Source organism: Pseudomonas sp. 6D_7.1_Bac1 (genome assembly GCF_025465945.1).
GTDB lineage: Bacteria > Pseudomonadota > Gammaproteobacteria > Pseudomonadales > Pseudomonadaceae > Aquipseudomonas.
In genome coordinates this window covers 77394-98827 of record NZ_JANLNW010000075.1, presented here as the reverse complement: position 1 = coordinate 98827, position 21434 = coordinate 77394, and the positions used below count along the sequence as shown (strand labels likewise).

General features: G+C 59.7%; 21 protein-coding genes. 11 read left to right on the top strand and 10 right to left on the bottom strand.

Annotated elements, in window-relative coordinates; translation table 11 throughout:
* Window positions 1-25: 25 nt before the first annotated feature.
* Window positions 26-451: a VOC family protein gene (locus NTD87_RS22850; RefSeq protein WP_262116465.1), complete on the bottom strand. Its 426-nt coding sequence runs from the start codon at window positions 449-451 to the stop codon at window positions 26-28.
* Between the two features lie 113 nt (window positions 452-564).
* On the opposite strand from NTD87_RS22850, the gene NTD87_RS22845 reads away from it, so the two are divergent.
* The gene (locus NTD87_RS22845; protein ID WP_262116464.1) at window positions 565-1431 is read left to right on the top strand and encodes a LysR family transcriptional regulator; all 867 of its coding nucleotides are present in this window, start codon (window positions 565-567) and stop codon (window positions 1429-1431) included.
* A 175-nt stretch (window positions 1432-1606) separates the two neighbouring features.
* On the opposite strand, the gene fabI is transcribed toward NTD87_RS22845, so the two are convergent.
* The 7 genes from fabI to gloB form a co-directional block, all read right to left on the bottom strand.
* Window positions 1607-2401, bottom strand: coding sequence for an enoyl-ACP reductase FabI (gene fabI, locus NTD87_RS22840; RefSeq protein ID WP_262116463.1), 795 nt, complete (start codon window positions 2399-2401; stop codon window positions 1607-1609).
* A gap of 20 nt (window positions 2402-2421) precedes the next feature.
* Window positions 2422-4032, bottom strand: coding sequence for an ABC transporter ATP-binding protein (locus NTD87_RS22835; protein ID WP_262116462.1), 1611 nt, complete (start codon window positions 4030-4032; stop codon window positions 2422-2424).
* A gap of 1 nt (window position 4033) precedes the next feature.
* A complete protein-coding gene (locus tag NTD87_RS22830) occupies window positions 4034-5053 on the bottom strand; it encodes an ABC transporter permease (RefSeq protein ID WP_262116461.1) in 1020 nt (339 codons plus the stop codon).
* A gap of 1 nt (window position 5054) precedes the next feature.
* A complete protein-coding gene (locus tag NTD87_RS22825) occupies window positions 5055-6128 on the bottom strand; it encodes a microcin C ABC transporter permease YejB (RefSeq protein WP_262116460.1) in 1074 nt (357 codons plus the stop codon).
* A gap of 1 nt (window position 6129) precedes the next feature.
* Window positions 6130-7971: an extracellular solute-binding protein gene (locus NTD87_RS22820; RefSeq protein WP_262116459.1), complete on the bottom strand. Its 1842-nt coding sequence runs from the start codon at window positions 7969-7971 to the stop codon at window positions 6130-6132.
* A 422-nt stretch (window positions 7972-8393) separates the two neighbouring features.
* Window positions 8394-9821 (bottom strand): transglycosylase SLT domain-containing protein, encoded by a 1428-nt coding sequence (locus tag NTD87_RS22815; RefSeq protein ID WP_262116458.1) that lies wholly within the window; start codon window positions 9819-9821, stop codon window positions 8394-8396.
* A gap of 99 nt (window positions 9822-9920) precedes the next feature.
* The gene (gloB, locus tag NTD87_RS22810) at window positions 9921-10688 is read right to left on the bottom strand and encodes a hydroxyacylglutathione hydrolase (protein WP_262116457.1); all 768 of its coding nucleotides are present in this window, start codon (window positions 10686-10688) and stop codon (window positions 9921-9923) included.
* Between the two features lie 330 nt (window positions 10689-11018).
* Between gloB and NTD87_RS22805 the strand changes: the two genes are divergently transcribed.
* Together NTD87_RS22805 and rnhA are read left to right on the top strand one after the other, a co-directional pair.
* Window positions 11019-11777 (top strand): class I SAM-dependent methyltransferase, encoded by a 759-nt coding sequence (locus NTD87_RS22805; RefSeq protein WP_262116456.1) that lies wholly within the window; start codon window positions 11019-11021, stop codon window positions 11775-11777.
* Between the two features lie 92 nt (window positions 11778-11869).
* Complete coding sequence (gene rnhA / locus NTD87_RS22800) at window positions 11870-12322, top strand: ribonuclease HI (protein WP_262116455.1); 453 nt, start codon at window positions 11870-11872, stop codon at window positions 12320-12322.
* Window positions 12323-12331: 9 nt separating this feature from the next.
* On the opposite strand, the gene NTD87_RS22795 is transcribed toward rnhA, so the two are convergent.
* Window positions 12332-12646 (bottom strand): DUF2388 domain-containing protein, encoded by a 315-nt coding sequence (locus NTD87_RS22795; RefSeq protein WP_262116454.1) that lies wholly within the window; start codon window positions 12644-12646, stop codon window positions 12332-12334.
* Window positions 12647-12752: 106 nt separating this feature from the next.
* Window positions 12753-13643, bottom strand: a complete 891-nt coding sequence (locus tag NTD87_RS22790; protein ID WP_262116453.1) for a LysR family transcriptional regulator — start codon at window positions 13641-13643, stop codon at window positions 12753-12755.
* A gap of 127 nt (window positions 13644-13770) precedes the next feature.
* Here NTD87_RS22790 and NTD87_RS22785 point away from each other — a divergent pair, with 127 nt between their 5' ends.
* From NTD87_RS22785 to NTD87_RS22750, 8 genes are all read left to right on the top strand, one after another.
* The gene (locus NTD87_RS22785; RefSeq protein WP_262116452.1) at window positions 13771-14919 is read left to right on the top strand and encodes a muconate cycloisomerase family protein; all 1149 of its coding nucleotides are present in this window, start codon (window positions 13771-13773) and stop codon (window positions 14917-14919) included.
* 10 nt (window positions 14920-14929) lie between these two features.
* On the top strand, window positions 14930-15220 hold the full coding sequence (gene catC / locus NTD87_RS22780; RefSeq protein WP_262116451.1) for a muconolactone Delta-isomerase: 291 nt from the start codon (window positions 14930-14932) through the stop codon (window positions 15218-15220).
* Window positions 15221-15271: 51 nt separating this feature from the next.
* Window positions 15272-16201 (top strand): catechol 1,2-dioxygenase, encoded by a 930-nt coding sequence (gene catA / locus NTD87_RS22775; protein ID WP_262116450.1) that lies wholly within the window; start codon window positions 15272-15274, stop codon window positions 16199-16201.
* A gap of 159 nt (window positions 16202-16360) precedes the next feature.
* Window positions 16361-17317, top strand: a complete 957-nt coding sequence (locus NTD87_RS22770) for an AraC family transcriptional regulator (RefSeq protein ID WP_262116449.1) — start codon at window positions 16361-16363, stop codon at window positions 17315-17317.
* Between the two features lie 233 nt (window positions 17318-17550).
* Window positions 17551-18915 (top strand): benzoate 1,2-dioxygenase large subunit, encoded by a 1365-nt coding sequence (benA, locus tag NTD87_RS22765; protein WP_262116448.1) that lies wholly within the window; start codon window positions 17551-17553, stop codon window positions 18913-18915.
* Window positions 18912-19400 (top strand): benzoate 1,2-dioxygenase small subunit, encoded by a 489-nt coding sequence (gene benB, locus NTD87_RS22760; RefSeq protein WP_123424391.1) that lies wholly within the window; start codon window positions 18912-18914, stop codon window positions 19398-19400. The genes benA and benB overlap by 4 nt, the downstream gene beginning before the upstream one ends.
* Window positions 19401-19410: 10 nt before the next feature.
* Window positions 19411-20424, top strand: coding sequence for a benzoate 1,2-dioxygenase electron transfer component BenC (gene benC / locus NTD87_RS22755; protein ID WP_262116447.1), 1014 nt, complete (start codon window positions 19411-19413; stop codon window positions 20422-20424).
* Between the two features lie 153 nt (window positions 20425-20577).
* Window positions 20578-21351 carry a 1,6-dihydroxycyclohexa-2,4-diene-1-carboxylate dehydrogenase gene (locus NTD87_RS22750; protein WP_262116446.1) on the top strand — a complete coding sequence of 258 codons (774 nt, stop codon included), beginning with the start codon at window positions 20578-20580 and terminating at the stop codon, window positions 21349-21351.
* Window positions 21352-21434 lie beyond the last annotated feature (83 nt).

Here is a 21434-nt window from a genome sequence, read left to right as displayed (position 1 = left end):
AGGGCGGGGGCCGGGACTTGATCCGCTATTTGGCGAATAACTGTTCGATGTCTTTGAACGCCTTGAACTCCAGCGCATTGCCGCACGGGTCGAACAGAAACATCGTTGCCTGTTCGCCCACCAGTCCTTTGAAACGAATTCCGGGCTCGATGACGAAGCGCGTGCCCAGCGACGTGAGTCGGTCAGCCAGGGATTGCCATTCATCCATCGACAGCACCACGCCAAAGTGCGGGACCGGCACATCATGGCCGTCCACGGCATTGGTGTGGGCGGATTCCTGCGTGGCGGTTTTCGGGTGTTGGTGGATGACCAACTGATGACCGAAAAAGTTGAAGTCCACCCACTGTTCGCTTGAACGTCCTTCCTCCAGCCCGAACACCTGGCCATAGAAAAGCCGCGCGGCGGCAAGGTCGTAAACCGGGATAGCCAGATGGAACGGAGAGAGACGCATGATGCTCAGCCTCGACGACAGGGAAGTTGAGCTGATTCTAGTCTTGTAGTTTTTGCTTAAAAGACGATAATTTTTGCGTCCAGCTCAAATAAAATCGATCAATCGAGGCGCTCATGCTGCGTGAACTCAAAACCTTCATCGCAGTGACGCGCTATGGCACGTTCGCCGCAGCCGGCATGCACATTGGCCTGACGCAGTCGGCTGTCAGCGCGCAAATGCGCAATCTGGAACAGGCGCTGGGTATTCGTCTGTTCGATCGTACCGGGCGTCAGGCCATCCTCAATGCCGCAGGCCAGCGGGCGCTGCCGATGGCTAAGGACATTATCGAAACCTTCCAGCGCATGGCGGTCAGCGACGACGTCAGTGAGTTTCGCGGTGAATTGAGAATCGGCGCTGTCGCAACCGCCCAGACCGGTCTGCTGCCTCAGGCACTCCTGCGTCTGCGCCAGCAGGCGCCGCTGCTCGAACCGAAACTGGTGCCCGGCGTGTCACTCAACCTGTTGAGTCAGGTCGATGCCGGGGAACTCGATCTGGCGATCCTGATCAAGCCACCCTTTGAGTTGCCCAAGGAACTGTCTGTCCAAGTGATTCGGCAGGAGCCTTTTGTGCTGATCGTGCCGCCGGACCTTGAAGGCGAGGATCCGCTGCAGGTGCTCGGCGCCCATCCGCATGTGCGTTATGACCGCAACTCGTTCGGTGGACGGCTGGTGACGCGTTTTCTGCGTGAGCAGCAGATTGAGGTGAAAGTCGCGCTGGAGCTCGATGAGCTGGAGGCCATTGTGAAAATGGTCGAGTGCGGGCTGGGTGTCTCTCTACTTCCCAAGGCCGGGCTCTGGCTTGAGCATGGGGCGAAAGTCAGGGTCATTGCGCTGGGCGAGTTGACGTTCTATCGGGAGATTGTACTGCTACAGCGCTATAGCCAGCGCACACAACCGATCCAGCAGTTGTTTGCCCGATGTCTGACGCAGCTCGAAGATTGAACACTATCCCTGTGGGAGCGAGCCTGCTCGCGATGAGGCCGTAACATTCAACATTAATATCGCCTGTCAGTACGCTATAGCGAGCAGGCTCGCTCCCACAGTGGTTCGTGGCGGGGCTGAAATGACGGGCACAAAAAACCCGCCAATCGGCGGGTTTCTTGTGACAACGCGAAGATTACTCTTCGATGTTGCCCATGGCGGTGGTGTTGAAGCCGCCGTCTACATACATGATTTCGCCGCTGATGCCGGACGCCAGGTCCGAGCACAGGAACGCGCCGGCGTTGCCGACTTCGTCGATGGTGACGTTACGACGCAGTGGGGTTTGCGCTTCGTTGGCCGCCAGCATTTTGCGGAAGTTCTTGATGCCGGAAGCGGCCAGGGTGCGGATCGGGCCAGCCGATACAGCGTTGACGCGGGTGCCTTCCGGGCCCAGGGAGCCAGCCAGGTAACGTACGCCAGCTTCCAGGGAAGCCTTGGCCATGCCCATGACGTTGTAGTTCGGCATGGTGCGCTCGGCGCCCAGGTACGACAAGGTCAGCAGGCTGCCGTTGCGGCCTTTCATCATTTCGCGGCCGGCTTTGGCCAGGGCCACGAAGCTGTAGGCGCTGATGTCGTGAGCGATGCGGAAACCGTCACGGGTGGTGGCTTCGGTGAAGTCGCCGTCCAGTTGGTCGCCTGGAGCGAAGCCAACGGAGTGAACGATGACGTCCAGGCCGTCCCACTTCTTGCTCAGTTCTTCGAAGACCTTGGCGATTTCTTCATCGCTGGCCACGTCGCACGGGAAGCACAGCTCAGGGCTCGAACCCCAGCCTTGTGCGAACTCTTCGACACGACCCTTCAGTTTGTCGTTCTGATAAGTGAAGGCAAGCTCAGCGCCCTCGCGATGCATGGCGGCAGCGATGCCGGATGCGATGGACAGCTTGCTGGCGACACCGACGATCAGTACGCGCTTACCGGCGAGAAAACCCATGTGTTGCTCCTCTTTGCAGGTTATTCGGCTGTTGCTGGTGCCAGGAAAGCGGCTTCCAGCAACTGCTGTGTATAGGGATGTTGCGGTGCGGCAAAGATACTTTGCGCATCACCTTGTTCGACCACTTGGCCATGCTTGACCACCATTAACTGGTGGCTCAGCGCTTTCACCACAGCCAGGTCATGGCTGATAAACAGATACGTCAGGTTGTACTTGCTTTGCAGTGTGCGCAGCAGTTCAACCACTTGGCGTTGCACGGTGCGGTCGAGGGCCGAAGTCGGCTCGTCCAGCAAAATCAACGCCGGTTTTAACACTAAAGCCCGGGCAATGGCGATTCTCTGCCGTTGTCCGCCGGAAAACTCATGGGGGTAGCGGTGCCGGGTTTCCGGGTCCAGACCTACTTCCTTGAGTGCCGCAATAATCGCTTGTTCCTGTTCAGCCGTCGTGCCGATCTTGTGTATCCGCAGGCCTTCGCCGACGATCTCGCTCACGCACATCCGCGGGCTCAGGCTGCCGTAAGGATCCTGGAAGACCACCTGCATTTCCCGCCGTAGCGGCCTTACCTGTTGCTGCGACAGGCAGTCTAGCTGCTTGCCTTCAAAACGGATCGCACCTTTGCTGGCAATCAACCGCAAAATCGCCAGACCCAGCGTGGACTTGCCCGAGCCACTTTCGCCGACGATGCCCAGGGTCTGGCCCTGCGGCAAGCTGAAGTTGATCCCGTCCACCGCCTTGACGTAATCGACGGTACGCCGCAAAAAGCCTTTTTTGATCGGGAACCAGACTTTCAGGTCCTCGACTTGCAGCAGTGGCGGGCCGATCACGTTGGTCGCCGGGTTGCCGCGAGGCTCCGCTGCCAGCAGTTCCCGAGTGTAAGGGTGCTGCGGCGCGCGGAGCAATTCTTCGCACGATGCCTGTTCGACGATGCAACCGCGCTGCATGACACATACGCGATGCGCAATTCTTTGGACCAGGTTCAAGTCGTGGCTGATCAGCAGCAAGGCCATGCCCAGGCGGGCCTGTAATTCCTTGAGCAGTTCGAGAATTTTCAACTGAACGGTCACGTCGAGTGCGGTGGTCGGTTCGTCGGCGATCAGCAGCTCCGGCTCGTTGGCCAGGGCCATGGCGATCATCACGCGCTGACGCTGGCCGCCAGACAATTCGTGGGGCAGGGCCTTGAGCCGCTTATGCGGTTCGGGAATGCCCACCAGCGCCAGCAGTTCCAGGGTGCGCGTGGTCGCGACCTTGCCGGTCAGGCCTTTGTGGATACCCAGTACTTCGTTGATCTGCTTTTCGATCGAGTGCAGCGGGTTCAGCGAGGTCATCGGCTCCTGAAAGATCATCGCGATCCGGTTGCCACGAATGTGCCGGATGGTTTTCTCTTTCAGCGACAGCAGGTCATGCCCGGAGTAGTTGATGGTGCCGGTAGGGTGCCGCGCCAAAGGGTAGGGCAGCAGGCGCAGGATCGAGTGCGCCGTCACCGATTTGCCCGAGCCGCTTTCGCCGACCAGTGCCAGGGTTTCACCGCGCTTGATGTCGAAGCTGACGCCTTCAACCACTCGTTGCACGCGCTCGCCGACCACAAACTCGACAGAGAGGTCGCGCACTTCGATCAGATTGTCCTGATTCATTTCACTTCCTAGGGTCGAAGGCATCGCGGGCGGATTCGCCGATAAACACCAGCAAACTCAACATCACCGCCAGCACCGCAAAGGCGCTCATGCCCAGCCACGGCGCTTGCAAATTGGATTTGCCTTGGGCGACCAGTTCACCCAGCGACGCGCTGCCTGCCGGCAGGCCGAAGCCCAGGAAGTCCAGCGCGGTCAGGGTACCGATGGCGCCGGTCAGGATGAATGGCATGAAGGTCATGGTCGAGATCATGGCGTTGGGCAGGATGTGGCGGAACATGATTGCGCCGTTCTGCATGCCCAGTGCTCGGGCGGCACGTACGTATTCCAGGTTGCGACCACGCAGGAATTCGGCGCGGACCACATCGACCAGGCTCATCCAGGAAAACAGCAGCATGATCCCCAGCAGCCACCAGAAGTTCGGCTGCACAAAACTGGCGAGGATGATCAGCAGGTACAACACCGGCAAACCTGACCAGATCTCCAGAAAACGCTGCCCGGCCAGATCGACCCAGCCGCCATAAAAGCCCTGCAAGGCTCCGGCGATCACACCGATGATCGAGCTCAGAATGGTCAGCGTCAGCGCAAACAGTACCGATACCCGGAAGCCGTAGATTACCCGTGCCAGCACGTCGCGGCCCTGATCGTCGGTACCCAGCAGGTTGTCCGCCGAGGGCGGGGCCGGGGCCGGGACTCTCAGGTCGTAGTTGATGCTTTGGTAGCTGAACGGAATCGGTGCCCACAAGGTCCAGGCGTCCTTGGCTTTGAGCAGTTCGCGGATGTACGGGCTCTTGTAGTTGGCTTCCAGCGGGAATTCACCGCCGAAGGTGGTTTCCGGGTAACGCTTGAGTGCCGGGAAATACCATTGGCCGTCGTAATGCACCGCCAGCGGCTTGTCGTTGGCGATCAACTCGGCACCGAGGCTCGCGCCAAACAGGATCAAAAACAGCCACAGCGACCACCAGCCACGCTTGTTGGCCTTGAACCGCTCGAAACGTCGGCGATTGAGAGGGGACAGGTTCATCTCAATGCTCCCGGTGTTCGAAGTCGATACGCGGATCGACCAGGGTATAGGTGAGGTCACCGATCAGTTTCACCACCAGCCCCAGCAGGGTGAAGATGAACAGGGTGCCGAATACCACCGGGTAGTCACGGTTGATCGCCGCCTCGAAACTCATCAGGCCCATGCCGTCGAGGGAGAAAATCACTTCCACCAGCAACGAGCCGGTGAAGAAGATCCCGATGAAGGCCGACGGGAACCCGGCGATCACCAGCAACATGGCGTTGCGAAACACATGGCCGTAGAGCACGCGATGTCGGGTCAGGCCCTTGGCCTTGGCGGTCACTACGTACTGTTTGTTGATTTCATCGAGGAAGCTGTTTTTGGTCAGCAGGGTCATGGTCGCGAAGTTACCGATCACCAGCGCTGTCACTGGCAGCGCTATGTGCCAGAAGTAATCGCGGATCTTGCCGATCCAGCTCAGCTCATCGAAATTGTTCGAGGTCAGGCCGCGCAAGGGGAACCAGTCCAGGTAACTGCCACCGGCAAACACCACGATCAGCAGGATTGCAAACAGGAACGCCGGGATCGCGTAACCGACGATGATTGCCGAGCTGGTCCAGACATCGAAGTGGCTGCCGTGTCGGGTGGCCTTGGCGATCCCCAGCGGGATCGACACCAGGTACATGATCAGCGTGCTCCAGAGCCCGAGGGAGATCGACACCGGCAGCTTTTCCTTGATCAGGTCGATGACCTTGGCGTCGCGGAAGAAGCTGTTGCCGAAATCCAGGGTGGCGTAGTTCTTGATCATGATCCACAAGCGTTCCGGCGCCGACTTGTCGAAGCCGTACATGTGCTCGATTTCCTTGACCAGCGCCGGGTCCAGGCCTTGGGCGCCGCGATAGCTGGAGCCGGCTACCGAGACTTCGGCACCGCCACCGGCGATGCGGCTGGTGGCGCCTTGGAAGCCTTCGAGTTTGGCGATCATCTGTTCCACCGGGCCACCAGGGGCGGCCTGGATGATCACGAAGTTGATCAGCAGAATGCCGAACAGGGTCGGAATGATCAGCAACAGTCGCCGAAAAATATACGCCAGCATCTTATTGCTCCACGCCCGCAGGATCGGCTTGCTCTTTGGTCAGCACCTCGATCGCCGGTTTTGCGTCGGGTTTGATCCACCAGGTGGAAATGCCCACGTCATTGCTCGGTGAGACTTTCGGGTGGCCAATGTGATTCCAGTAGGCCACGCGCCAGGTGTTGATGTGCCAGTTGGGGATCACGTAATAACCCCATTGCAGAACCCTGTCGAGCGCCCGGGCATGGTCTACCAGGCTTTTACGCGAATCGGCGTTGATCAGTTCTTCGACCAGTTGATCGATGACCGGGTCCTTGAGGCCGATGTAGTTTCGGCTGCCGGGTTTGTCGGCGCTTTCGGACTTCCAGAATTCGCGTTGCTCGTTACCCGGTGAGCTGGACTGCGGGAAACTGCCGACTACCATGTCGAAGTCGCGCGAGCGCACCCGGTTGATGTACTGCGACACGTCGACCCGACGAATCACCAGGTCGATCCCCAGGTCACTCATATTGCGCTTGAACGGCAGCAACACCCGCTCGAACTCGGTCTGCGCCAGCAGGAATTCGATGCTCACCGGTTTACCTGTCGTGTCGACCATCTTGTCGTCGACGATCCGCCAGCCGGCTTCCTGCAACAGTTGATAAGCCTTGCGCTGTTGGGCACGGATCATCCCGCTGCCGTCACAGACGGAGTTCTGGAAGGCTTCGCTGAAGACCTGATCGGGGATTTTTCCCCGGAACGGATCGAGGATCGCCAGTTGATCCTGATCCGGCAGGCCGGTGGCGGCCATTTCGGAGTTTTCGAAGTAGCTTCGGGTGCGAGCGTAGGCGCCGTTGAACAGCTGCTTGTTGGTCCACTCGAAGTCCAGCAACAGGCTCAGGGCCTGGCGCACACGCACATCCTGGAATACCGGGCGGCGCAGGTTGAAGACAAAACCCTGCATACCGATGGGGTTGCCGTTTGGAATCTGCTCCTTGATCAGGCGACCCTCGGTGACGGCCGGATTGTTGTAGGCGTTGGCCCAGTTTTTCGCGCTCATCTCCAGCCAGTAGTCGAACTGCCCAGCCTTCAAGGCTTCCAGCGCGACGGTGTTGTCGCGGTAGTAATCGGTGGTCATGGTGTCGAAGTTGTAAAAGCCCCGATTGACCGGCAGGTCCTTGCCCCAGTAGTCCTTGACCCGCTCATAGCGGATCGAGCGCCCGGCCTTGACCTCACTGACCTTGTACGGGCCGCTGCCCAGCGGAATTTCCAGATTGCCCTTGCTGAAGTCGCGGTTTTCCCACCAGTGCTTGGGCAGTATCGCCAGCTGTCCGAGGATTAGCGGCAGCTCGCGGTTGCTGGTGTGCTTGAACGTGAACAGCACCCGCAACGGGTCCTCGGCGATCACGTCGGCGACATCGCTGTAGTAACCGCGATAAAGCGGCGCACCGTTTTTCATCAGGGCCTGGAAGCTGAACACCACGTCTTCGGCACGCACCGGATGGCCGTCATGGAAACGCGCCTCGGGGCGCAGGTAGAAGCGTACCCAACTGTTGTCCGGCGCCTTTTCGATTTTGCCGGCGATCAAGCCGTATTCGGTAAACGGTTCATCGAGCCCGTGTTTGGCCAGGGTGTCGTAGATCAGGCCGATATCTTCGGCCGCCACCCCCTTGCTGATAAACGGGTTGAGGCTGTCGAAGCCGCCGAAGCCGGCCTGACGGAAGATCCCGCCCTTGGGCGCGTCCGGGTTCACGTAATCGAAGTGTTTGAAGTCCGCCGGGTATTTCGGCGGTTCGTTGTACAGGGTCAGGGCGTGTTGCGGGGCGGCGTGGGCCGCGCAGGCAAACCCCGCAAAGACCAGGCCCAGCAGGGTACGCAACGGCATCATTGGGCTTTCTCCGAAGTCTTCAGGCACCACGCATTACCATGGCTTTCGCCGATCGTTGTGCTTGCAGGGAAGCTCAAGGCCAGACTGATTGGGAGCAGGAGGAGGGGACGCGTCAAGGCAGAGATCCGATCCAGGCGGCTTGGGCTTTATGGACCGTACAGTAACAGCTTGTATCGACAGGAAAAAGGCAGGGGCTGAAAGCGTGGAGTGCCGGGTAATTCTGGCCGCTCAACTTATGCATCGTCGAGCGCAAAACTGTGGCGAGGGGGCTTGCCCCCGCTGGGCTGCGAAGCGGCCCTAAAGCCTGCGACCGCGGTTGATCATGCACACCGCGTCCGCTGCATTTGCGACTGCTACGCCCGAACGCGGACCGGTCGACGGGGGCCAGCCCCCTCGCCACAAAAGCCCAGTAGCAGGGAGTCTTAATGCGGGGAATAAACCGTCAGCATCTGCCCGGGTTTGAGGGCCTGGCCGACACGTGGATTCCAGCGCTTGAGGTGTTGCATCTCAACGTTGAAGCGCTTGGCGACTATGTACAGCGAGTCGCCTTGCTTGACCTTGTACTGGGTCTGCTTCTTGTTGTTGGCTGCAACCACCGTGTTGATGCGCGTGCCGCTGCGCTTGCTGGTGTCTCGCATCACCAGGGTCTGCCCGACCTTGAGTTCCTTGCCGGTCAGTTTGTTCCAGTGTTGCAGGTCCTTGACGTCGACTTTGTTGGCCTTGGCGATCTGCGTCAGGTTATCGCCGCGTTTGACCCGATAGCTGCGCTTGAGCTTTGCCAGCTCACTGTCGTCAGCACCTTCGAAAACCGGCTTGAGCGACCGCTTGCTGATCAGCTCTTCGGGTTTCATGGTCGACAGGCTGGCGGTCAGCAATTGCGCCTTGGACGTCGGCACCAGCAAATGCTGGGGGCCGTCGATGGTGGTGCGTTGCTTGAAGGCCGGGTTGAGCTGGAACAGCTCGTCTTCGTCGATGTTGGCCACTTCGGCAACCTTGGACAGGTCCATGCGCTGGTTGATTTCGACGACTTCGAAGTAGGGGCGGTTGGCGATCGGGTTGAGGTTCACGCCATAGGCTTCTGGCGACAGGACCACTTGTGACAAGGCCAGCAGCTTGGGCACATACGCCTGGGTTTCCGCCGGCAGCGGCAGGTTCCAGTAGTCGGTGGGCAGACCGAGTTTTTCGTTACGCTCGATGGCCCGGCTGACCGTGCCTTCACCGGCGTTGTAGGCCGCCAGGGCCAGTAGCCAGTCACCGTTGAACATGTCGTGCAGGCGGGTCAGGTAGTCCATCGCCGCGATCGTCGACGCGGTAATGTCGCGACGACCGTCGTAGAAGCGGGTTTGACGCAGGTTGAAGTAACGCCCGGTGGACGGGATGAACTGCCACAGGCCGACCGCATCGGAGCGCGAGTAGGCCATCGGGTTGTAGGCGCTTTCGATCACTGGCAGCAGCGCCAGCTCCAGCGGCATGTTGCGTTCTTCAAGGCGTTCGACGATGTAATGGATGTACAGGCTGCCGCGTTCGCTGGCGCCTTGAAGAAACGATGGGTTGCTGGCGAACCACAGGCGCTGTTGCTCGATACGCGGGTTGACGCCGAGCCCGTCCTGCAACTGGAAGCCTTGGCGCATGCGCTCCCAGACGTCTTGTGCGGCTAGCGGCGATGGCTTTTCGTTGAGCCAGATAGGTTTTTGCTTGGCCCGGGTGGAAAGCGTATGTGCCGCGTCGGTTTGCGGCACATGACTGGTGCTTTGGCAGCCCGCCAGGGTGGCGGACACAGCCACCGCGATGGCTTGAGCCAGGCGGGTCAATGCGTCTGAATTGATGGATTTACGAATAGATGACGACATTGGCTGGAAGTAAGTTCCGGGCGAAAATGTCGGGCGATTCTAGAAAGCGCACGGGGTGCGGTCAACCATTCAGAATTTTTGGACCAATAGTGGCCCCGCTTAGAACGTATCTTTCCAAGCCCGCAGGGCCGCAAAAACCTCACTAGGACCCCGGTTATCCCGGCCATTCCGTTCGTCTGCTTTTTGTTTGACAGATGTTTCGCCAGTACGCAGAAAAGGGTTGGTGAGCTTCTCCAGTGCCAGGGTCGACGGCAGAGTCATGCGTCCGGAATCGCGTAATTGGGAGACTTTCTCTAAACGATCGGCGATGTCCGGATTGTTCGGTTCGACGGCGACCGCAAAACGCAGATTGCTCAGGGTGTATTCGTGGGTGCAGTAGACCAGCGTATCCTCGGGTAACCCCGCCAGACGGCTCAGCGAGTGGTGCATTTGCTCCGGTGTGCCTTCGAACAAACGCCCGCAACCGGCGGCGAACAGGGTGTCGCCACAGAACAGCCGGCCATGATGGTAGTAAGCGATATGACCCAGGGTGTGGCCAGGCACCGCATATACGTCAAACTCCCAACCGAGTACGGTGACGCGGTCGTTATCGTTCAGCGCCACATCCCGTCCGGGGATGTTTTCGCTCGCCGGGCCGTAGACCGTGGCGCCCGTCGCTTTTTTGAGTCGCTCGACACCACCCACGTGATCATGGTGATGGTGGGTCACCAGGATGTCGCTGAGCACCCACTCGGGGTGTTCGGCCAGCCACGCCAGAACCGGTGCGGCATCGCCCGGATCGACCACCGCGCAGCGCCGGTTGTGGTGATCCTGTAACAACCAGATGTAGTTGTCGGTGAAGGCGGGAAGGGCACTGATCTGTATCATCGCAGGATTCGCCAAGCTGAAAACAATGGTGCATCTTAGGGTCTGTTGACGTTTGGTGGCTAGCCGCGTTGCTGGGCCAACGTGTGCGAGGCAAGGCGCGGGATGCCGCTAATGGTTGTTCCCTTAGCAAATCCCGCAACGCAGCCTCGCGCACGTTGGTACGCAACCCGAAGGGACGGGGCCCACTTGATGCAGGGCTGCGTTTCTCGGAACTTATTTGGAACAACCAAATGGCGTTCCTCGCGCCTTGCCCTGCATCAAGTGGGCATCCGTCGCGGCCGCCACCAAACGTCAACAGACCCTAAGCTTCTTGTCGAGTTGGAGAATGCAATGACCGATAAAGCGTTCGCTCAGGCTGATCCTGACTGGCTGGCATTGATCACCGCCGCCCGCGAGTGGTTGTCAGGTCCCATCGGGCAATTTTTGCTGGACGAAGAACGCCGGATGCTCGAAGACGAGTTGGGGCGCTTCTTTGGCGGCTATCTGGTGCATTACGGTCCTTCGGCCGAAACGCCTCCGTCGGCGAAGCAGGTGCAGCGTAATGTCCGTCTGGGTGCGCCGTTGCCGGGGGTCGAGATTGTCTGCGAAGAACAGGCCTGGCCGATCAGTGAGCACGCCGCCGACGTGGTGGTGATGCAGCACGGGCTGGATTTCTGTCTGTCGCCTCATGGCCTGCTGCGTGAAGCCGCCAGCGCGGTGCGTCCTGGTGGGCACCTGCTGATTGTGGGGATCAATCCCTGGAGCAGTTGGGGGTTGCGGCATGTGTTTGCCAATGACGCCTTGCGCAAGGCGCGCTGCATTTCGCCGTCGCGGGTCGTCGACTGGCTCAACCTGCTGGGGTTTGCGCTGGAGAAACGCCGCTTCGGGTGCTATCGTCCGCCGCTCGCGTCCCCGGCATGGCAGGCCCGCTTGGCCGGCTGGGAACGCAAGGCCGGTGACTGGCAGTTGTCCGGTGGCGGTTTCTATTTATTGGTGGCGCGCAAGATCGTCGTTGGTTTGCGACCGGTCCGCCAGGTGCGCCGCGAGCCCATGGGCAAGCTGATTCCGCTGCCGATGGCCAAGGTCAATCGCCGCGACAGCAAGCCGTAATACACTTTTAATTTTCCCGGCCGGGCTAGCCCGGCCTCGGGCGTTGTCGGTCATTGATTGGCAGGCCACAGACATTTTCTGGATAGATTGGCATGAGCGATAGCGTAGAACTCTTCACCGACGGCGCCTGCAAGGGCAACCCCGGCCCTGGCGGCTGGGGCGCACTGCTGGTGTGCAAGGGCGTTGAAAAGGAACTCTGGGGCGGCGAAGCCAATACCACCAACAACCGCATGGAGCTGATGGGCGCGATTCGTGGCCTGGAAGAACTCAAGCGCTCCTGCGACGTGCTGCTGGTCACCGACTCGCAGTACGTGATGAAAGGCATCAACGAGTGGATGGTCAACTGGAAGAAGCGCGGCTGGAAAACCGCCGCGAAAGAGCCGGTGAAAAACGCTGATCTGTGGAAGCTGCTCGACGAGCAGGTCAATCGCCACAACGTGACCTGGAAGTGGGTGCGCGGACACGTCGGGCATCCTGGCAACGAACGCGCCGACCAGTTGGCCAACCGTGGCGTCGACGACGTCCGCGGTTACAAGCAGGACTGAGGCGCCTGATCACAGTACCAGAATCGCCGCGGCCAGTTGTTCATCCGAATAAACCTGGCCGGCGAGCACGCTGCGGATTCGTTCAAAGGCGGCTTCCAGCTGAACACCGCGAATGTCGCCGCGACTGGCCACAAACGCAGCGGCATCGGACTTGGCCGCCAGTACGATCTTGTCATCCTTGAATGAGCTGCTGGTGCCTTTGGTGGAGCTCATGGTCATGCTCAGGGTGATGTCGGTGCTCATCACAAAGCTGGTGGCCCGCACGGTGGTGCTGAACAGGCTGCCGACGATCAGCAGCGTGATAAGGGTGGCGGTGGTCGTCATGACGTGTGCGATTCCTGTAGGAAATACTCGGAACACACGCTAACAAGGGGCCACTCGCCAATCTTTATGAGCTTTGCTAATGATTGTTAAAAACTGCGCAAGGCCGTTACAGCGGCTTACGCATGCGCAACTCCTCGATCATTTTCAGGCAATGACTCAACCCCGGTGATACATCGCCGACGCGTCGGCTCAGGATGATCGGCGAAGTGGCGTTGGTTTCCAGCACCGGGGTGAACCCGATGTCGTCGCGGTGCAGCAACTGCACTGAGGCCGGCACCAGCGTCACGCCGATGCCAGCGCCCACCAGGCCGATGGCGGTCTGCAGCTCGTTGGTCCATTGCGCGACCTTGATGGTCACGCCATAGGATTCGAACAACGCGATCACATGGTCGGCATAGCTGGGCCGGGGATTGCCGGGGTAGAGCACAAACGGTTCATTGGCCAGCTCGGTGAGGCTGATGGGACCGGCCAGCAGTGGATGCCCGGCGGGCAGGGCCGCGACCAGTCTGTCCTCGTTCAATACAGTCTGGATGATCGCCGGATCATCAATGTGGATTCGTCCGAAGCCGACGTCGATACGTCCAGCCTTGAGCGCCTGTACCTGTTGCAGCGTGGTCATTTCCGAAAGGCCCAATTCCAGTTCCAGCAGCTCGTTGCTGCGCAGGCGGCGAATCAGTTCCGGTAACACCCCATAAAGGGTCGAAGGAGCAAATCCGATGCCCAGCCAGGTCTTTTCACCCAGGCCGATACGTCGGGTGTTGTCGCAGACCTTGTGCAGTTGCTCCAGCAGGGCAGTGGAGTGCTCCAGGAAAAACCGCCCGGCTTCGGTCAGACGCAAGGGCCTGCCACGCTCCAGCAACACCACCCCGAGTTCATCTTCCAGTTGCTGAATCTGCCGGCTCAACGGCGGCTGCGCGATGTGCAGACGCTCGGCGGCCCGGGTGAAATTCAAGGTTTGGCCCAACACCTGGAAGTAACGCAGATGACGCAGCTCCATGAACCCTCCGCAGTCGACAATGATGAATACCTTTAAGGTATCGAACCAGACCAATTCTATATTGGAACCCTGAAAAAAGCCGTACGAGAATCCGTCACAGAACTTCAAGAACCTGACGGGTATCGACATGCTTTCTTCTGCCATTGAATCGATCGAGACGATCATCGTCGATCTGCCGACCATCCGCCCGCACAAGCTGGCGATGCACACCATGCAGAACCAGACGCTGGTGATCATCCGTGTGCGCAGCAAAGACGGTATCGAAGGGATCGGCGAATCGACCACCATCGGTGGCCTGGCCTACGGCAATGAAAGCCCGGACAGCATCAAGACCAACATCGATAAACACTTCGCGCCGCTGTTACTGGAGCAGGACGCTTGCAACATCAACGCGGCGATGTTGCGCCTTGAGCGCAGCATTCGCGGCAATACCTTCGCCAAGTCCGGTATCGAAACCGCCTTGCTCGATGCCCAGGGCAAGCGCCTGGGTCTGCCGGTCAGCGAGTTGCTTGGTGGCCGCGTACGCGACGCGTTGCCAGTGGCCTGGACGCTGGCCAGCGGCGATACCGCCAAGGACATCGCTGAAGCCGAGCAGATGCTCGACCTGCGTCGCCACCGGATCTTCAAGTTGAAGATCGGGGCCGGAGAAGTCGATCGCGACCTGGCTCACGTCATTGCAATCAAAAAGGCCCTGGGGGACCGCGCCAGCGTGCGCGTCGACGTCAACCAGGCCTGGGACGAAGCTATCGCTCTGCGAGCCTGCCGGATTCTCGGCGGCAATGGCATCGACCTGATCGAGCAACCGATTTCGCGCAACAACCGTTCCGGCATGGTGCGCCTCAACGCGATCAGCCCGGCACCGATCATGGCGGACGAGTCGATCGAGTGCGTGGAAGATGCGTTCAACCTGGCACGCGAAGGCGCCGCTTCGGTGTTTGCGCTGAAGATCGCCAAAAACGGCGGTCCTCGGGCGGTGCTGCGTACGGCAGCAATCGCTGAAGCGGCAGGCATCGGCCTGTATGGCGGCACCATGCTCGAAGGCGGGATCGGCACGCTGGCCTCGGCCCATGCGTTCCTCACGTTGAACAAGCTGAGCTGGGACACCGAACTGTTCGGCCCGCTGTTGCTCACCGAAGACATCCTCAGCGAGCCGCTGGTTTACCGCGATTTCCATTTGCATGTTTCGCAGGCACCTGGCCTTGGCCTGAGCCTGGACGAAGAGCGTCTGGCGTTCTTCCGCCGCGACAAAACCTCCACTGCCATTCATTCCGTCTGAGGAGATGCGCATGTTGTTCCACGTAAAGATGACCGTGAACCTGCCGGTCGACATGAACCCTGAGCGCGCCGCTCAGCTCAAGTCCGATGAAAAGGCCTTGGCCCAGCGCCTGCAACAGCAGGGCAAGTGGCGCCATCTGTGGCGCATCGCCGGGCTGTACGCCAATTACAGCGTGTTCGACGTCGACAGCGTGCAGGAACTGCACGACCTGCTCATGCAATTACCGCTTTATCCCTACATGGCTATCGAAGTGAACGCGATGTGCAGGCATCCTTCCTCTATTCATGAGGACGATCGCTGAGCCGTTGTTCGCCTGTTCTGTACTCTAATAAATACAAGATGAGGATCAATCATGAACGTCAGAATTTCCCACACTGCCAGTGCACAGAAATTTCTCGAAGACGCCAGCGGTCTGCTCAATGAGGGCGGCAATCCACGCGCCAAAGCGCTGATCTACCGCATCCTGCGTGATTCGGTGAACATCATCGAAGACCTTGAAGTGACCCCGCAAGAGTTCTGGAAAGCCGTCAACTACCTGAACGAATTGGGTGCGCGCCAAGAGGCGGGTCTGCTGGTGGCCGGCCTTGGTCTGGAGCACTACCTGGACCTGTTGATGGACGCCGAAGACGCGCAGGCCGGTAAGTCCGGTGGCACCCCTCGTACCATCGAAGGTCCGCTGTATGTCGCTGGTGCGCCATTGTCCAACGGCGAAGCACGGCTGGACGACGGCGTCGATCCGGGCGTGGTGCTGTTCATGCAGGGTCAGGTCAAGAACACCGACGGCAAGCCGCTGGCCGGGGCCGTGGTGGATGTCTGGCACGCCAACACCGGTGGTACTTATTCGTACTTTGATGCCAGCCAGTCGGAGTTCAACCTGCGTCGCCGGATCGTCACCGATGCCGAAGGCCGCTATCGCTTCCGTAGCATCGTGCCGTCGGGCTACGGTTGCCCGCCGGACGGTCCGACCCAGCAACTGCTTGACCAACTGGGCCGCCATGGCCAGCGCCCGGCACACATCCACTTCTTCATCTCGGCGGATGACCATCGCCATCTGACCACCCAGATCAACCTGGACGGCGACAAGTACCTGCACGACGATTTCGCCTACGCCACCCGTGACGAACTGATCGCCAAAATCACCTTCAGTGACGATCAGCGGCGTGCACGTGAGCATGGCGTCAGCGGGCGGTTTGCCGAGATTGAATTCGATTTCACCCTGCAATCGTCGGCGCAACCAGACGAGCAGCATCGTAACGAGCGGGTTCGCGCGCTGGAGAGCTGATCAGCAGCGCTGGCCCAGGCCACGAGATAACTGATCGTTTATCTCGTGGCCTTCCGCTCGGTGGCGACTTACATAGAATGGCCGTGCCTGATTTGCCTGAGAGGGAGCGCTCAAAAGCGCCACCATCACAGCCTATAAAAACAATGAGAGTGACCGGTTATGCAAGCGCATCTATTGAGTGAGCGCAGCAGAGTGTTTGAACAGGCCGACCCCTATGCGGTGTCGGGCTACGTCAATCAACACGTGGGCAACCATTGCATTCGCCTGCCCAGAACCGGCAACCCACAGGCCAGTCTCAATCACAGTAAATTTGCCAGCCTCGACCTGTGCCGTATTAGCTATGGCGGCAGCGTGCGGGTGACCTCGCCGGCGCTGGAAACCCTCTATCACCTGCAAGTGCTGTTACGCGGAAACTGCCTGTGGCGCGGTCATCGGCAGGAGCACTACTTTGCTCCCGGTGAGTTGCTGCTGATCAACCCGGACGATCCGGTAGACCTGACGTATTCCGACGACTGCGAAAAATTCATCGTGAAAATGCCCGCCAGCCTGCTGGAGTCGGTGTGCCAGGAGCAACGCTGGTTGCACCCGGGGCAGGGGGTGCGTTTTCTGGAGAATCGCTACCAACTGGACGAACTCGAAGGTTTCGTCAACTTGCTGGGCATGGTCTGCCAGGAGGCCGAAGCGACCGAGCGCATGCCGCGTGTTCAGGAGCATTACACGCAAATTGTCGTGAGCAAGATGCTCAGTTTGATGAAAACCAACGTCAGGCGCCTCGGCCTGGGTTCGCAGTCAGCGAACTTCGAGTTGATCGCCGACTACATCGAACGCAACCTCAAGCAGGACATTTGCAGCGAAGAACTGGCGCGTCAGGCGCAAATGAGCCTGCGTTCGCTGTATGGGTTGTTCGAGCGCAATGCGGCCACCACGCCGAAAAACTACATCCGACAGAAAAAGCTCGAGCGGGTCAACGCCTGCCTCAGCGACCCCACCTGCACCGTGCGTAACGTGACCGAGCTGGCCATGGATTACGGCTTTTTGCACCTGGGACGGTTCTCCGAAAGCTACCGCAAACAGTTCGGCGAATTGCCGTCGGACACTCTCAAACGCCGCCACTAATACAAGACTCTGTGGGAGCGAGCCTGCTCGCGATGACGGCGGTACATTCAACATCAATGTTGACTGACCCGTTGCTATCGTCGGAACGCCGCCCGGAGCCGGCTCGCTCCCACATGGATGTCCATGGGGATGATTGCACAAAACGGATAAAGGTCTGCACCCAGCGGATATTGCCCCTTCATCACCCGCCCTAGCATGAGCCTGCCTGAATAAAAACAATGGAGGCGGCGGCCATGTCCCTGCGACCCGAATACCTTCACTCCCTGCTTGAAGAAGACAAAGACCAGGGCATCTACCGTTGCAAGCGGGAGATGTTTACCGACCCACGATTGTTCGATCTCGAGATGCAACACATCTTTGAAGGCAACTGGCTGTACCTCGCCCACGAGAGCCAGATTGCGAACAACAACGATTTCTACACCACCACCATGGGCCGCCAGTCGATCTTCATTGCGCGCAACAAGGACGGTGAGCTCAACGCGTTCATCAACGCCTGTAGCCATCGTGGGGCGATGCTCTGCCGGCACAAGACCGGCAACAAGTCCTCCTACACCTGCCCGTTCCATGGCTGGACCTTCAACAACTCCGGCAAGCTGCTCAAGGTCAAGGACCCGACGTCAGCCGGTTATCCGGCGAGCTTCAATTGCGAGGGCTCCCACGACCTGACCAAAGTCGCACGCTTCGAATCCTATCGAGGCTTCCTGTTCGGCAGCCTCAAGGCCGATGTGGTGCCGCTGGTTGAGCACCTGGGCGAGTCGGCGAAGATCATCGACATGATCGTCGACCAGTCCGTCGATGGCCTTGAAGTGCTGCGCGGTTCATCCAGTTACATCTATGAAGGCAACTGGAAACTCACCGCCGAAAATGGCGCCGACGGCTATCACGTCAGCTCCGTGCACTGGAACTATGCGGCGACCCAGAACCAGCGCAAGCAGCGCGAATGCGGTGACGCGAACCCAACCATGAGTGCCGGCACCTGGGCCAAGCAAGGCGGGGGGTTCTACTCTTTCGACAAGGGCCACATGCTGCTCTGGACCCGTTGGTCCAACCCTGAGGACCGTCCGCTGTACGAGCGTCGCGATGAACTGGCCAAGGACTTTGGTCAGTCCCGCGCCGACTGGATGATCGAGAACTCGCGCAACCTGTGCCTGTACCCCAACGTTTACCTCATGGATCAGTTCAGTTCGCAGGTACGTATCGCCCGGCCGATCTCGGTCAACCGCACCGAAATCACCATTTACTGCATCGCCCCCAAAGGCGAAAGCGACAGCGCGCGTTCGAGCCGGATTCGTCAGTACGAGGACTTTTTCAACGTCAGCGGCATGGCGACCCCGGACGATCTTGAAGAATTCCGCTCCTGCCAGATGGGCTACCAGGGCAGCACCACGGCCTGGAACGATATGTCACGTGGTGCCGAGCACTGGGTCGAAGGGGCCGATGAGGCGGCCAAAGAGATCGATCTGCACCCATTGCTCAGCGGTGTACGCACCGAAGACGAAGGTCTGTTCGTGCTGCAACACAAGTACTGGCAGCAAACCATGCTCAAGGCATTGAGCGAAGAACAGTCGGCGATGATCAAGGTGGAGGAGCTGTCATGAGCATCACTTACGACGCCGTGCGCGATTTCCTCTACCGCGAAGCGCGCTACCTCGACGACAAGGAATGGGACAACTGGCTGGAGCTGTACGCCGCCGACGCAACCTTCTGGATGCCGTCCTGGGACGATAACGACGAGCTGACCGAGGACCCGCAACGGGAAATCTCGCTGATCTGGTACGGCAACCGCACAGGCCTGGAAGACCGCATCTTCCGGATCAAGACCGAGCGCTCCAGCGCCAGCGTGCCGGACACCCGGACTTCGCACAACATCAGCAACATCGAGCTGCTGGAACAGGCCGACGGGCTGTGCAAGGTGCGCTTCAACTGGCACACCCTGAGCTTTCGCTACAAGACCGTCGACAGCTATTTCGGCAGCAGTTTCTACACCCTTGACGTGCGGGGCGACAGCCCGCTGATCAAGGCCAAGAAAGTGATCCTGAAGAACGACTACGTTCGTCAGGTCATCGATGTCTATCACCTGTGAGGCGGCCGTCATGACTCATTCCATCGCACTCAATTTTGAAGACGGCGTCACCCGTTTCGTGGACGCCAATCCCGGTGAAACCGTGGCCGACGCCGCGTATCGCCAGGGCATCAACATCCCGCTGGACTGCCGCGACGGCGCTTGCGGCACCTGCAAATGCTTCGCCGAAGCCGGGCGCTACGACTTGGGCGAGGAATACATCGAAGACGCCCTCAGCAGCGACGAGGCCAAAAAGGGTTTTGTGCTGACCTGCCAGATGCGCGCCCTCAGCGATTGCGTGGTGCGCGTGCCCGTGTCTTCGGACGTTTGTCATACCCAACAAGCCCGCTACAGCGCGGCCATCAGTGAAGTTCGTCAGCTCTCGGACAGCACGATTGCACTGTCGATCAAAGGCGAAGCGCTGAGCAAACTGGCGTTCCTGCCGGGGCAATACGTCAACCTCGGTGTGCCCGGCAGTGAGCAAAGCCGCGCCTATTCGTTCAGCTCGTTGCAACGCGACGGCGAAGTCAGTTTTCTGATCCGCAATGTGCCGGGCGGGCTGATGAGCAGCTTTCTCACCGGCATCGCCAAGGCCGGCGACAGCATGAGCCTGGCCGGGCCGCTGGGCAGTTTTTACCTGCGCGATATTCAGCGCCCGTTGCTGCTGTTGGCCGGCGGCACGGGGCTGGCGCCGTTCACCGCGATGCTGGAGAGAATCGCCGATCAGGGCAGCGAACACCCGTTGCACTTGATCTATGGCGTGACCCACGATTTTGACCTGGTGGAACTGGACCGTCTGCAAGCCTTGGCTGCGCGGATCCCGAACTTCAGTTTCAGCGCCTGCGTGGCCAACCCGCATAGCGCGCACCCGCTCAAGGGCTATGTGACCCAGCACATCGAGCCCAAACACTTGAACGACGGCGATGTCGACGTCTACCTCTGCGGCCCACCGCCGATGGTCGAAGCTGTCAGCCAGTACATCCGCGAGCAGGGCATTGCGCCGAAAAACTTCTACTACGAAAAATTCGCTGCGAGTGCGGCGTAAACAATTCAGGCGCCGATACGGACCTGTGGGAGCGAGCCTGCTCGCGATAGCGGTGTGTCAGTCACATCGATTCTGCATGTGCCGCCCTCTTCGCGAGCAGGCTCGCTCCCACAGGTTGTGGGCCTTGACTGACAGGCACACCGAGGTATTGAAATGAACAGATTCGAGCAAAAAGTCGCGTTGATTACCGGTGCGGCCCAGGGGATTGGTCGCCGGGTTGCCGAGCGGATGGCGGCTGAGGGCGCGCGGCTGGTGCTGGTTGACCGTTCCGAACTGGTTTTCGAGCTGCAAGCGCAACTGGGGCAGACCTGCGAAGTGCTGACCCTCACCGCTGACCTTGAGCAGTACGCCGAGTGCAACCGTGTGATGACGGCGGCGATCGAGCGCTTTGGTCGTTTGGATATATTGGTCAACAACGTCGGTGGCACCATTTGGGCCAAGCCTTTCGAACACTACGAAGAGCAACAGATTGAAGCCGAAGTCCGGCGTTCGCTGTTTCCGACCCTGTGGTGCTGCCATGCCGCGCTGCCGTTCATGCTGGAGCAGGGCAGCGGCGCCATCGTCAACGTGTCATCGATTGCCACGCGTGGAGTCAATCGTGTGCCTTACGGCGCGGCCAAGGGCGGGGTCAATGCTCTTACTGCGTGCCTGGCGTTCGAAACCGCCGAGCGAGGCGTGCGGGTCAATGCCACCGCACCGGGCGGCACCGAGGCACCGCCACGGCGGATTCCACGCAACAGTGCCGAGCAAACTCCGCAGGAGAAGGTCTGGTATCAGCAGATCGTCGATCAAACCGTCGACAGCAGCCTGATGAAGCGCTACGGCACCATTGACGAGCAGGTCGGGGCGATTCTGTTTCTGGCGTCAGACGATGCGGCTTATATCACCGGTCTGGTGATGCCGGTTGGCGGCGGTGATCAGGGTTGAGGTATCCCTTGTGGGAGCGAGCACTTTCAAGCTCTGTGTTAACATCGCCGCCTTATGCAAAACGGCACGAAGAGGGGTTGAAA